The following is a 12,546-nucleotide window of genomic DNA, read 5'->3' on the forward strand; positions in this document are numbered from 1 at the left end:
GCCTCCGCTAGACGGAGAGGGCATCAGCGCACGTCTTGGGATGAGACAGGCTTTGCAGGATGAGACCGGCAAGTCGGGCCTCACAGGCGGCCCATGGAGCACCTTCACCCTTGCTGCCCCTCAAGTCGCGCCCCGTCACAGGTACATGTTGGGATCAAATAGGCTTCATAGGTTAAAACGACCTCTAAGAGGTCGTTTTCAGCTGGTTTGCGCCGCCTCATGTATCTCTTAACTCGTCCTGGGTCTCACGCGTGTCGATTTCCGGCACGCCTCCGCTAGACGGAGAGGGCATCAGCGCACGTCTTGGGATGAGACAGGCTTTGCAGGATGAGACCGGCAAGTCGGGCCTCACAGGCGGCCCATGGAGCACCTTCACCCTTGCTGCCCCTCAAGTCGCGCCCCGTCACAGGTACATGTTGGGATCAAATAGGCTTCATAGGTTAAAACGACCTCTAAGAGGTCGTTTTCATCTGCAGTGCGCTGTTATCTCTAGTTTTGCGTCCACTGGTGATCTGGTGCTGGTGAGTCTGCAGTGAGGGCCGTGGCTGGCGAGGCGGACGGTGTGATGGCTGGGGCGAGAGCCTGCTTCCGCCTGTCTCATTCCAGGACGCCCGCTTCTGTTCCGTGCTTCCACGAGGCCGGACGCACGCCTGGGCGCACGCCCTCGATCGGCGGTACGTCCAGGTCATGACCAGCCGTCGTCCCTATCCGAGTGATCTGTCCGATGCCCGTTGGGAGTTGATCGAGCCGGTGCTGTCCGCTTGGCGCTTTGAACGCCGCGGCCGGGCCCTGGACTTCGGACGGCCGCCGCGGCACGACCTGCGCGAGATCATGAACGCGATCTTGTATGTCGACCGCACCGGCTGTCAGTGGGCCTATCTCCCGCACGACTTCCCGCCGCATCAGACGATCTACGGCTACTTCGCGAAATGGCAGACCGACGGCATCTTCGCCCAGCTCAACGGGCTGCTGCGGGAGTTGGTGCGCCAGCAGGAAGGCCGCGACAAGCACCCGTCGGCCTGCGTGATCGACGCGCAGAGCGTTAAGACCTCCACCTCCGTACCCGTCAGGACGCAGGGCATCGATGCGGGCAAGAAGATCGTGGGGCGCAAGCGCAGCATCATCACCGACACGCTCGGCCTGCTGCTGGCGGTGCTGGTCACCGCGGCCGGCGTCCAGGACTCCACGGCCGGCACCCAGCTCCTCAGCCAGGCCGCTGCCGTCCACCCCGGCCTGCGCAAGGTCTGGGTCGACGGCGGCTACCGCAAACACTTCATCGACCACGCCGCCACCCTCGGCATAGACCTCGAAATCGTCCAACGCACCCCCGGGACCAGGGGATTCACCCCGATCCCCAAGCGGTGGACGGTCGAGCGGACCTACGGCTGGCTCATGCTGCACCGCCGCCTGGCCCGCGACTACGAGACCCTCCCGCACCGTTCCGAAGCCATGATCCACCTCGCCATGACCGACCTCATGGCCCGCCGACTCACCGGTGAGGGCACCGTCTCCTGGCGTGACCCGACATCACCGGATCAAAACCACATCACGGGATGAAACACCGGGAGAAAACGACCTCTAAGAGGTCGTTTTAACCTATGAAGCCTATTTGATCCCAACATGTACCTGTGACGGGGCGCGACTTGAGGGGCAGCAAGGGTGAAGGTGCTCCATGGGCCGCCTGTGAGGCCCGACTTGCCGGTCTCATCCTGCAAAGCCTGTCTCATCCCAAGACGTGCGCTGATGCCCTCTCCGTCTAGCGGAGGCGTGCCGGAAATCGACACGCGTGAGACCCAGGACGAGTTAAGAGATACATGAGGCGGCGCAAACCAGCTGAAAACGACCTCTAAGACGGTGCTGGGCACACACGGGCCTGTGTGTGCCCAGCACCGGTGGTGTGGGAGGTCAGATGAATGCGACTGCGGCGGCCCCGCCGAGCGCAGCCAGCACGAATGCCAGTGTCTCCTGCCAGCCCTTGAGTGGCTTCTTGTCGCCGTGTGTGCTGAGCAGCATGACGGAATTGGCGGCGTAGCCCGGTACCAGGACACCGAGAACGCCGAGCAAGCTCAGAGTGCCGATGCTCCACTCGAAGTCGATACCGCTGAACACGGCTTTGGCGACCAGGGCCAGTGCGGCGACGGAGTACACCAGGCCGGGGCCGAGCCTGATGTCGTCACGCTTCCGCGGCGCCGCTTCGCCCTTCGCGTGGTGGCGCCAGTGCCGCCGTTCGGTGCCGAAGCGGGCGAGCAGCATGATGATGATCTCCGCGGCCAGAACGGCAACAGAGAGGTGTTCCAGGGTCACTTGTCCACCTCAGACAGTGTCAGGTGCAGGCCTTCTGAATGGCGCTGATGCCGATGAACGCCTTTACGGCCTCCCGCTCCTTTGAACCTACGTGCTTGCCCTTCATGAAGCGCCAGAGGATCGTGGCTGTCTTCTTGGCGCCGTAGCTCTTGAACAGCTTGACGGCACGGGCCACCTTGACGCCCGAGCCGGCGGGGACGAAGGAGATGAGCACCCCTGCCACAGCCGCGGAGCAACCGACGATGAACTTGGTCTGGTCCCACCAGCCGAAGGCAACTGCGGGAGCCTTCTCACCGCTCTCGGCGGCCAGGTTCTGGAGAGTGGCGTAGCGGACCTTCTCGTTGGCCAGAACGGGCAGCATGGCGGCTTGAGCGTCGGCGTCGCCGGGGTAGGCGGCCTCGGCGGTCTGCTGGGCGGTGGGTGATGTGGGCAGCGCCGCAAGGCGCTCGCGCAGGCCGTTGGCGTCGGTGGTGCGGGTGAGCGAGATCTCCAATGCGTTGGCAAACTGGCTCTCGCTGATACCGAGTTCGGCTATGCCGTCGGCCAGGGCCTTGCCCTGCTCCAACTCATCGGCGGTGAAGCCGTCTTGGTCGTTCCGCCCGGCCGCATCGGAGTCCTCGGCGCCTGCCGCGGCGGCGGTCATAGACGTGGCGGCGGGGGTGCGAGGAATGGCCTCAGCCGCCTGCGCTCCGGTGCTGGTGGCGAAGACCGCACCGGCCGTGAGCGCAGAGACGAGTACGGCGGTGCGCGTGAGCACGGTGCGATTGATCGTTCTGTTGGACATATGCCCGAAGTTCCCCATTCTGAGCAGTTTTTGGGTACGGCAGAACAACCCCCACTCCTGTATGAGCGGAAAGGGGGACCTGTACCCGGATGGTCGAGGATCACCTCATCACGGAATGATCATGATAGCTATGACGAAAGGCACACTTCCGCCTCAGCGGTTCCTCAACTGCACAGATGGTCAACAAACGTCACGAAAGCCTCTGGCAGACCCCGCACCCACCGCCGGCCCGATCGCGGAACGCCCAAGCTCGGGCCGGTCACTCGAAACGAACCGCACCTATCGACGTTCACTTCCCATGTAACTGGCCATCGCCTACCAAGGCGCACTCCACCTCGCCGCGATCCTCATCTGGGCCCGGCGATAGGCGGGTTTGCGTTCGGGTGTGGCTCTTCCTGAGTGAGCAACGGGGAAGCGAAGCGAGTATCTGTTTCAGCAGCAGGCCGGGCACGCGTTAACGTGTGAGGAGATCAGAGGAGGGGCTGTGGCATTGGGGAGGAAGGGCTCGCGCCGCATTGTCGTGGACGGGGAGACCTATCGGTGGCGGCTGCGCCGCAGGCCCACATACAGCCAGGCACTGTGCTGGTCACCCTGCACTTACGCCGTCGGACACGCCGACCGCCCGGGAACAACACTGGTGGTCACCACCGGCCAACCGCACTTCAGTAACTGGATCGGCAGAACCGGCGCCCCGATTCGTCCCTCCGACGTAGCGGATCACATTCGCACCGCGCTCGCGCGAGGCTGGGCCCCGGATCGCCCCGGCTCCCCCTTCGAGCTGGACCTCTCCCACGGGTTCGCCTCTTCCTGAAGGAAGTGACTGTCAGGCCGTGAGGGCATAACTGCCCTGGTCACAGACTGGGTAGAGGCGTTGATGCTCCCGGGCGAGATGATGCTTCCAGTAGGCGTCGAGGTCGCCGTTGGCTGCGACAGCACGGAGCTTGAGGACGGCTTCGGCGCCGTCGAGACCCCAGCGGGCCCCGCTGATATCGAGGCGGTCGGCGACGAGGTGGCGTGCGGCTCCTTCGATGATCCCGGTGGCGATGGGCCAGCCGGCCTTGAGGGCCTGGTCGTAGTGGAGGAACTCGCTGTTCGTACGCAGGTAGCGGACGCACACGTCGACGCCGCGGTGTTGCTCACCGTTCAGATCGGCGTGGTCGGCCTGGTCCTGGATGGCGTCGGCGACCTCGGCGGCATGACCTGCGAGAACAGCGAGGGCGTGGGTGGCAACCCAGCTCTCGGTGGTCTTGTCGCCCGTGCGGTGGAAGCACCAGGCCGCCGCCCAGATCTTCTCCAGGACGTGGATGATGTCGATGACGATGCGGACGTCGACATGGTGCAGGCGGGCTTCGGCCTGGACCAGCTCGAGTTGGTGGCGGGCGCCGTCGACCAGGACCACCCACCTGCGACGATGATGGGGGTCGCGGGCTTCGGCGTGATCGAAGACCTGCCTGACGACATGCTCCGCATCGTGACGGACCGAACCGCACAGCCACTTGCCCCGGGCGATGGGGCCCGGCCGCGGGGTGTAGCCGGCGGCCCGTCCGCCGGGCGGGGTGATCACGTCGTGCGGTCGACGTGGTGCGGGGTCGGCGTCGTAGACCGCGCCGAGCGTGGCCATGCGTTTGCGGGCACTCTTCTCCCCGATGGCCAGCCGGGTGCGGAAGGTGTTCTCCCGGCGGGCAGCGGCCTGCCGGGTAGCCTCCCGCAAAGCCTCCGGCCTCATCACGATCCCCTTGCCGTCCACCGACAGCACCAACACCGTGGAGACGGTGCATGGTTGAACGATCCGCGCATCGTAGAAGGCATCGATGTCCTGGGCGGCCTCGACGAGCAGGTGGGCGAGCTGGCGCTTGCCGAGGACCGGGCCGCACCGGCGGCAGATCGTCTCCGCGGCGGCGTCGTAAGACATCCGGGTCGCGGCCTGGACCGCGAGGCGGGCGAGGCCGTGCGAGTGCCGCCCTCTGGGCAGCGACAGGTCCTCGTCGGCCGGGTGCACGTTGGCCGCCTCCAGGCGCCGCCACGCGCAGCGGGACACCCTGACCGTTCCGAACACCGTGGCCAGCAGCCGCCCATGACCGGTCTCCAGCCGCGAGCGGAGCAGCCCGTCGGCGCCGACTATGCACGGCCGTCGCCTCGCCACAGCTTCTTGTTCGTGTTGCTCCCGCAGGGGGTCCGGCTCGTTTCGAGTGACTGGCTGAGGGTTGGTCGACCTGCTCGTTTGTGTGCGCGGTCTGGTGGCGGGTGCTGGTTCGCTTCTACCTTCTTGGGTAGGTGCGAGGGGGTGTGGTGATGGTGTCCCTAATCGAGGAGTTGGAGCGCCGCGAGACTGCGATCCGTGAGCGTGTGTGCGAACTGCGTGCTGAGGTAGCGGAGTTGAGTGATCAGCTGGGGGCGTTCGAGGAGATGCTCTCGCAGGTGGAGATTGCCCGGATGGTGGTGCGGGAGGTCCTGGACGACGTGGCCGCCGATCAGCAGGCGCCGCGGGAGGACGCCGGACCGCAGGAGGCGGGGGTGGGCTCGCCGATCGGGGTGGTGACGGTGCCGCCGTGGGAGCCGGGCATGGGGGTGTCGGTGCTGTCGGAGGGATATCGGGATGTCGTGGGTGTGCTGCGGGCTGCGGGGAGGCCGATGCGGTCGAAAGCTGTGTCGGTGGCGATCGGGTGGGGCGAGGGCGCCTCGAAGGTGGAGTCGGTGCGGGCGAAGCTGAAGCGTCTGGCTCGGCGGGGCTGGCTCACCGAGGACAGTCCGGGCCTGTTCGCCCTGACGGAACATGCCGAGGACATCGGGCAGCACGGCCCGGGCTCTGGCGGATGAGAACCCTTCTTCCTACGGTCGTAGGTACCACCCAAAACGTCCGTAGGAAGAAGAGCAGTGGAACCGTACGACATGCCGTCGAGTTCTGACTCGTTTGAGGCAGCGACGAATTTATTCAGGGCGCTCGTGACGGATCTGGCCTCGCCCGAGGCGGGCGGGCTGGCCCATCACGAGTTGGAGGACCTTCTCGAAGAGCGGGGCCGTGACCTGCTGCGACAGCTGTTCCAGGATCATCTGGACCTGCGGGAGGGTGCGGCTCTGTTTGAGGGACGGTGATCACGCCGCGAGTGCGAGGCTGGCGCGGTAGCGGATGGCGTGAACCCGCAGGTGCTCGCGCTGCGCGTGATACTTCCAGTACTCCTCGAAGTCGCCGTTGCTGATCACCGTGCGGAGCCTGAGGACGGCCTCGTCCCCGGCCAGGCCCCAGCAGGCACCGGTGATGTCCATCCGGTCCTTCACCAGGTGCCGGCACGCCCCCTCGATCACGCCTGTCGCGATCGGCCGGCCCTCCGCCAGCGCGATGTCATAGCCGAGGTAGGGGAGTTTGGCCCGCAGGTAGCCGCCCGCCTTGTCCACCCCCAAGCGCCGCCGGCCCGCCAGTTCCGCCGCGTCCGCGTGCGCTTCGAGGGCGTCGGCGACCTGCCGGGCAGGTGCGCAGGCTGCTGATACGTCAACCTGACCGCCTCCGATGACCGTACGGATACCGAAGACGCGATCGTGGAGAGGGCCCCACCGGTCGACCACGTGGTGCAGGAACTTTCGATACCTGCGGGCCCAGACGTCGCTGGGCTGGCTGTGGACATCTGAGCGGGTTCTGGTCCACTTGGTGTGGGCGCGTACACAGCGTGACTGTCGATCTCCTGGTAATGGCTGAGATAGCCCGAAAATCGCCCGGCCGGTGTGCCGTGTGGTCGATAGTGCTGCGCCGTGAACGAAGTACGGCCGCAAATCGAAGAGTTGCTGTTCTCCTCGCTGGAGAACGTAGTTGGTGGAGTCAGTCGAGACGACCGACATGGCCGTCGTCGGCCCCAGCTCACTCCTTGCCCCCATCGCTGTCTGGCGCAAGAACCTAGGCCAGACCATCGCCCCCGAGACGGCCTCCCTGCTGGCGCGCAGCCTGCGCACGCTCGTCGTCCGCGTACGGGCGCAGAACACGACCGCCACTGCAATCGCCCGCCACCTGGCCGGGCACCCACGCGTCAGCACGGTGCACTACCCCGGACTGGCCACCGGAGCCAAAGCCCGCCTCGTCGCCACACAAATGCGCGGGCACGGCGGGATGCTCAGCTTCACAGTGGACGGCCCGGGCGCGGACGCCACCGCCGCCGTCGACCGGCTTCAACTCTTCAGCATCGCACCCAGTCTGGGCGGCGTAGAGAGTCTGGCCACCCAGCCGGTCACCACCACCCACCACGGCCTCAACCCGCAAGAGCGGACCCGGCGCGGCATCACGGACAGCATGATCCGTCTCTCCGTCGGTCTGGAAGACAGCGAAGACCTTGTCGCCGACCTCGACCAGGCACTGAGCAAGATCTGACCAACCGCCCGAACGCGCCTGCGCCGCCTCAGCGTTGACCGGATGCAGGCAGCGCCGCCTGGATGACCCCGTGCACGGCTTGGCTGATGCGGCCAGCCGCCTGATCGGGGTCGGGCTGCCCAGTATCCAGCCAGCCGATCACGGCCTCGGTCGTGAAGGCGGGGATGACGCGCGCCGCCCAGTCCAGCCACGGCCCCGCAGGTAGGCGCTGGGCGAGATTGCGCCGCGCGACCTCGGCCGAGGCGGCGTTGAGGGTGTCGACGAGTTCGCGGAACTCCGGCTCCCGGGCGGCGTGGTGGAACAGCAGCCGGAACCCGTCAGGGTCGGCTGACGCGGCGCGGAGCAAGGCGGGGATCGAGTCCTCGTCGAAGTCGTCGCTGCCCACGCTCTGGGCCAGCCGACCGCAGGCGCGGTCCAGGACCGCCCGGTACAGGTCCGCCTTCGACTCGAAGTGACGGTAGAGCAGCACCTTGGTGATCCCGGCCTCCTCGGCTACCTCGTCCAGGCCGGTCGCGACGTATCCGGTGCGCGCGAACGCCCGTGAGGCAGCACCAAGGATCTGCTCCCGCCGCTCGGCCCGCCGCATCCGCGTGACCGGCACCGGGCCGCCGCCGGAGGAGGTTCGCTGTGCTGCCATCGGTCCGCTCGTCCGCCTTCCTCGCTGCCGCCACCACTTATTGACTCGGAAGTATACAAGTGCTTTTGTTTAAGTGAGAGTATACAGGCTGCAGTAAATAAGGAGTGCCGGTGACCACCCAACTGCCTTTCCCGCAAACCGTCCCCCTGCAGGTTCCGCTGCTGCTGCGGGCGCTTTCGGCACAGGGCGCCATCCACAGGATCCGCACTCAGGTCGGCGATGACGCCTGGCTCATCACCGGATACGACGAGGTGCGCCAACTCCTCGACGACGACCGGCTCGGCCGCTCCCACCCCGAGCCCCAGACCGCCGCGCGCTCCGGCGAATCCGCGCTGTTCGGCGGCCCGCTGGGCAACTACGACACCGAGAAGGCCGACCACACCCGGATGCGCCGCCTGCTCCAGCCGCACTTCACACCCGGCCGCATTCGCGCCCTCCGCAATCGAGTGGAAGCCCTCACCGGCACCCTCCTCGACGACCTCGCCGGGCAGGCCCAGCCCTGCGACCTGAACAGCGCCCTCGCCCTGCCCCTGCCGATCCTGGTCATCTGCGAGCTGCTCGGTGTGCCCTATGAAGACCGCACCCGGTTCCGCACCTGGACCCAGGCCGCCGCCGACATCCACGACCGAACCCGCTCCGAGCAAGGGATCGGTGAACTCTTCGCCTACGGCCAAGAGCTGGTGGCCCGCAAGCGACACACCCCCGGCCCCGATGTCATCTCACGCCTGTGTGCGACCGACGGCCTCGGTGACGACGAGATCGCCATGCTGTCCATGGCGCTGCTCTTCGCCGGCCACGAGACCTCCGTCGTCCAACTCGGCCTGGGTGCCCTGCTCCTGCTCACCCACCCCGACCAGTGGCAGGCCCTGCGCGGCAACCCCGCCCTGATAGCCGACGCTGTCGAGGAGATCCTGCGCGCTCCCGGCAAGGGCGGCGGAGGCATTCCCCGCTACGCCCATACCAACATCGACATCGACGGCGTCACCATCAAGGCCGGCGACCTGGTCATGCTGGACAACGGCGCGGCCAACCACGACGCCGCCGCCTTTCCCGACCCCGACAGCTTCGACATCGCCAGGCGCGCGGCCGGGCACCTCACCTTCGGGCAGGGCGCCCGCTACTGCATCGGCGCCCCACTGGCCCGTATGGAGCTGCAGGTCGCATTCGGCCAGCTCATCTCACGCTTCCCGGCCATGCGGCTGGCCGTACCGATCGAGGAACTGCGGATGCGCAGCGATGTGTTGACCGGCGGTCTGGTCGAACTTCCAGTGAGCTGGTGACCGCCGTGCCCCGGCCCGCCTTCGCCCGGCTCTACCCGCACATGAACAAGGCCATGGAACGAGGAGGCATGGCCGTACGCCGCCAAGCCCTGCTCGCCGGCCTCACCGGCGAGGTCATCGAGATCGGCGCGGGCGACGGAGCGAACTTCGCCCACTACCCGCCCACAGTCACCCGTGTCCTCGCCGTAGAACCCGAACCCCGCCTGCGCGCACTCGCGCAGGCGGCCGCGTCCGAGGCCCCCGTGCAGGTCAGCGCTCGCGACCGAGGCCGGGCAGGAAGCGGCCGGTGCGGGCGGCGTAGCGCTGGTAGTCGTTGCCGTGGATGCTCTGCAGGTACGGCTCCTCGATGCGCCGGACCTGGATCTCGATGCCGAGCGCCATGACGGCCAGCCCCAGGACGGCGATGGCGTTGGGAACGGCTAGGGCCAGCGAGGCGATCACTACGGTCAGCGCGGCGTAGATCGGATTGCGTACCAGGCGGAACGGGCCGGTGGTGACCAGGGGGGTGTTCCGTGGGGTCGACGGTGGTACGCCAGGAGGCGCCCATGGCGAGTTGGGCGGCGAACACGGCGGCAATGCCGGCTGCTGCCAGGACCAGGCCGGTAAGCCTTGCGGCTGGCTCCTCCAGCCAGGGCAGCAGGGGCAGGCCGAGCAAATCGGCGACCGGGGCCGCCGCACCGGTGAGGAATCCGCCTGCCGCACCGGCCAGCCGCGCACCCCAGTCCCGTGCCCCGCTGGGCGGGCGTACCCCGCTGTCTCCGGTCCGCCGCTGCTGCACAGCAGCACACACCCCGCCGACGAGCAGCAGGACCAGCACGAAGAGGGTCAGCGCCGCGACGGTCATCGCGCTCACCCCCGGTCCGGGTCGTGCTTGCGGGCCGCACCGAGCAGGTAGTCGCCGCTGATGCGGGTGTATGCACCCACCGACACCCTCGCCCGCCTCAACGACACACTCACCGCGGGCCAGGGGGTCTCTGGCCCGGCAGCCCGCCGTGTCATCCGCGCCGCTGCCCGCGCCCCGCGGTTCGAGGGCAGCATCATCAACGCCACCAGCGCCCGCCGACTGCTCGCCAACCAGGACGCCGTGCTCTACGACAACCCGCAAGCCCTGCTGCTGTGCCACTACAAAAGGGAGCAGGCCCTGTGCCACCGTGCCGGAATCCGGGACGCCCCGCAGCTCGATCGTTGCGTATCGGGTTGCGGCAATATCGTGCGCACCGACCACCAGGCCACGGCTCTGCACGAGCGTGCCGCCGCTCTCGACCAGCAGGCCGCCCCGTCTCCGACGGCGTCGACGACGTCCCGGCCCAGGCCGATGTGTTCGTCGCTGCCGAAGACGCCGGAACGCGTGGCCGCATCCACCAGATTCTGCGCGACCGCCCCTACATCGATCCGCACCTGCCGGGGGCCGGGACGGGCACCGGGAGCTCGGTTACGGCGGGTCGTTGGATGGACGGAGTCCATCCACTGCGGTCAGCCCAGGTGTCCCCAGTCCAGGCGGTCGGCGAGCCCCGCAGCGGTGAAAGCGGCCTGCAGGGCGTCTCGGCCCTCGGTGATGTGGGCCCAGCTGTCGTAGTGGACGGGGACCACCCGGCGGGCGCCGAGTATGCGAGTGGCTTCGGCGGCCGTAGCGCTGTCGAGGACGAGGGGTGCGCCGTCGAATAGACCTTCGAAGCGGGGTGCGCCGGCGAACAGGACGGCCGTGTCCACCGGCCCGAAACGGTCGGCCGTCTCCCTGGCGGCGTCGAGGGAGGCGTTGTCGCCGCTGACGTAGACCGTGGGTAGTCCGTCACCGGTCAGGACGAAGCCGACGACCTGCCCGCTGAACGCCTCGACCGCCTCGCGCGGGCCGGGGCCGTGGACGGCGGGGACACCGGTGACGGTGACCGTGCCGCCGCCGGGACGGTCCAGCTCGACCGACTCCCAGTCGGCCAGCCCCCTGGCCTTGTCTCCGAGATGCTTGCCGCCATCAGGAGTGGTGAGGGTCAGTGGCACGTCGGCGAGCAGGTCGCGGCCGGAACGGTCGAGGTGGTCGGGGTGCTCGTGGGACAGCAGGACCACGTCGACGAGACCGAGTTCGGCGGGGCTGCCGGCGGAGGGGGCGGTCTTGGTCAGGACCGCGCCGCCCGGCGCCGGGTAGTTGCCGGGGGCGTCGAAGGTGGGGTCGGTGAGAAAGCGCAGGCCGCCGTACTCGAAGAGGGCGGTCGGGCCGCCGAAGACGCGGACGGGGAATTGGTCACGGGGCGTCTCGGCAGGAGTCACGGACGAAGGAGCGTGGAAGTAGTGGCCCCTGTTGAGATCTTCCAGGAGGCCGGGGTGGGTCGGCCGCCAGTCCAGCAGTTCCCGGGTCAGGGTGCTCGACGCCGAGACGTCGAGGCCGAGGAAGGGGCCCAGCCAGGTGAAGTGCTCGGGCGCGGCCTCGGGGGTCACGGAGGTGACCGGCACGTCCAGGTGGCGGCCGATCACCTCCGCGATGTCGCGGATCGGGATGCCCTCCTCTGCAACGCCGTGAAGCACCGATCCGGCGGGGGCCTTCTCGACGGCCAGGCGGAACAGCCGTGCGGCGTCGAGGCGGTGGACGGCCGGCCAGAGGTTGGCGCCGTCGCCGATGTGACCGGAGACGCCCTTGGCCCGCGCGATGGCGACCAGGGCCGCCACGAAGCCGTGTTCTCCTTCGCCGTGGCAGGTCGGTGACACTCGTACCACGGATGAGCGCACACCGCGCGAGGCGAGTGCGAGTACCGCTTGTTCGGTGGCCATTCGGATCGACAGCGGTGAGCCGTCGATCGTGGGCATGTCCCGCTCGGTCACCAGACGTCCCGGCTTGAAGCCGGCCAGGCCGGAGGCGACGACGAAGGGGCGGTCGGTGCCGGCCAGCGTGTCGGCGAAGGCATCGACGGCGCGGCGGTCGGCCTCGGCGGCGCCCTGGTAGTCGCCGGTGAAGCCGATGTCGTGCTTGAAGGCGAGGTGGATGACCGCGTCCGACGCAGCGGCCGCGTCCCGCAGGACGTCGAGGTCGTCGAGGGTGCCGCGGACGGCCTGTCCTCCGGCGGCGGTCAGGGCGGCGGCGGAGGCGCCGGACCGGGCGAGCCCGACGACCTGGTGCCCCGCGTCGATAAGTTCGGGAACGACGGCGGAGCCGATCCAGCCGGACGCGCCGGTCACAAAGATGCGCCTGGGGATTCCA

The 12,546-nt window shown here is 68.1% G+C and carries 13 protein-coding genes and 1 pseudogene; 6 read left to right on the plus strand and 8 right to left on the minus strand.

Annotated elements, in window-relative coordinates:
* Positions 1 to 687: 687 nt before the first annotated feature.
* Positions 688 to 1,557, plus strand: a complete 870-nt coding sequence (locus E5671_RS02660; protein WP_160502269.1) for an IS5 family transposase — start codon at positions 688 to 690, stop codon at positions 1,555 to 1,557.
* 348 nt (positions 1,558 to 1,905) lie between these two features.
* Here E5671_RS02660 and E5671_RS02665 read toward each other — a convergent pair whose 3' ends face one another.
* Both E5671_RS02665 and E5671_RS02670 read right to left on the minus strand, forming a co-directional pair.
* Positions 1,906 to 2,304, minus strand: coding sequence for a hypothetical protein (locus tag E5671_RS02665; protein ID WP_160502270.1), 399 nt, complete (start codon positions 2,302 to 2,304; stop codon positions 1,906 to 1,908).
* 19 nt (positions 2,305 to 2,323) lie between these two features.
* Complete coding sequence (locus E5671_RS02670) at positions 2,324 to 3,088, minus strand: hypothetical protein (RefSeq protein WP_160502271.1); 765 nt, start codon at positions 3,086 to 3,088, stop codon at positions 2,324 to 2,326.
* 484 nt (positions 3,089 to 3,572) lie between these two features.
* Between E5671_RS02670 and E5671_RS45900 the strand changes: the two genes are divergently transcribed.
* Positions 3,573 to 3,899: a hypothetical protein gene (locus tag E5671_RS45900; RefSeq protein WP_336605643.1), complete on the plus strand. Its 327-nt coding sequence runs from the start codon at positions 3,573 to 3,575 to the stop codon at positions 3,897 to 3,899.
* A 12-nt stretch (positions 3,900 to 3,911) separates the two neighbouring features.
* On the opposite strand, the gene E5671_RS02675 is transcribed toward E5671_RS45900, so the two are convergent.
* A complete protein-coding gene (locus E5671_RS02675) occupies positions 3,912 to 5,231 on the minus strand; it encodes an ISKra4 family transposase (RefSeq protein ID WP_160502272.1) in 1,320 nt (439 codons plus the stop codon).
* A gap of 149 nt (positions 5,232 to 5,380) precedes the next feature.
* Between E5671_RS02675 and E5671_RS02680 the strand changes: the two genes are divergently transcribed.
* Together E5671_RS02680 and E5671_RS02685 are read left to right on the plus strand one after the other, a co-directional pair.
* A complete protein-coding gene (locus E5671_RS02680) occupies positions 5,381 to 5,905 on the plus strand; it encodes a hypothetical protein (RefSeq protein ID WP_160502273.1) in 525 nt (174 codons plus the stop codon).
* A 126-nt stretch (positions 5,906 to 6,031) separates the two neighbouring features.
* Positions 6,032 to 6,181: a hypothetical protein gene (locus E5671_RS02685; RefSeq protein ID WP_160502274.1), complete on the plus strand. Its 150-nt coding sequence runs from the start codon at positions 6,032 to 6,034 to the stop codon at positions 6,179 to 6,181.
* On the opposite strand, the gene E5671_RS47680 is transcribed toward E5671_RS02685, so the two are convergent.
* Positions 6,182 to 6,649 carry a hypothetical protein gene (locus E5671_RS47680; protein WP_443032555.1) on the minus strand — a complete coding sequence of 156 codons (468 nt, stop codon included), beginning with the start codon at positions 6,647 to 6,649 and terminating at the stop codon, positions 6,182 to 6,184.
* 244 nt (positions 6,650 to 6,893) lie between these two features.
* On the opposite strand from E5671_RS47680, the gene E5671_RS02695 reads away from it, so the two are divergent.
* Positions 6,894 to 7,442: a PLP-dependent transferase gene (locus tag E5671_RS02695; protein WP_202120990.1), complete on the plus strand. Its 549-nt coding sequence runs from the start codon at positions 6,894 to 6,896 to the stop codon at positions 7,440 to 7,442.
* Positions 7,443 to 7,470: 28 nt separating this feature from the next.
* Here E5671_RS02695 and E5671_RS02700 read toward each other — a convergent pair whose 3' ends face one another.
* Positions 7,471 to 8,079, minus strand: a complete 609-nt coding sequence (locus E5671_RS02700; RefSeq protein ID WP_160502275.1) for a TetR/AcrR family transcriptional regulator — start codon at positions 8,077 to 8,079, stop codon at positions 7,471 to 7,473.
* A gap of 110 nt (positions 8,080 to 8,189) precedes the next feature.
* Between E5671_RS02700 and E5671_RS02705 the strand changes: the two genes are divergently transcribed.
* Entirely contained in the window at positions 8,190 to 9,359 is a 1,170-nt protein-coding gene (locus E5671_RS02705; protein ID WP_160502276.1) for a cytochrome P450, read from the plus strand.
* A gap of 249 nt (positions 9,360 to 9,608) precedes the next feature.
* Here E5671_RS02705 and E5671_RS45235 read toward each other — a convergent pair whose 3' ends face one another.
* The 3 genes and pseudogenes from E5671_RS45235 to E5671_RS02720 form a co-directional block, all read right to left on the minus strand.
* Positions 9,609 to 9,935 (minus strand): methyltransferase family protein, encoded by a 327-nt coding sequence (locus E5671_RS45235; RefSeq protein ID WP_202120991.1) that lies wholly within the window; start codon positions 9,933 to 9,935, stop codon positions 9,609 to 9,611.
* Between the two features lie 897 nt (positions 9,936 to 10,832).
* The gene (locus E5671_RS45910) at positions 10,833 to 11,621 is read right to left on the minus strand and encodes an MBL fold metallo-hydrolase (RefSeq protein WP_160509942.1); all 789 of its coding nucleotides are present in this window, start codon (positions 11,619 to 11,621) and stop codon (positions 10,833 to 10,835) included.
* Positions 11,622 to 12,542: pseudogene (locus E5671_RS02720) on the minus strand (SDR family oxidoreductase); the annotation flags it as partial.
* Positions 12,543 to 12,546 lie beyond the last annotated feature (4 nt).

The organism is Streptomyces sp. BA2 (assembly GCF_009769735.1).
Taxonomy (GTDB): Bacteria; Actinomycetota; Actinomycetes; order Streptomycetales; family Streptomycetaceae; genus Streptomyces.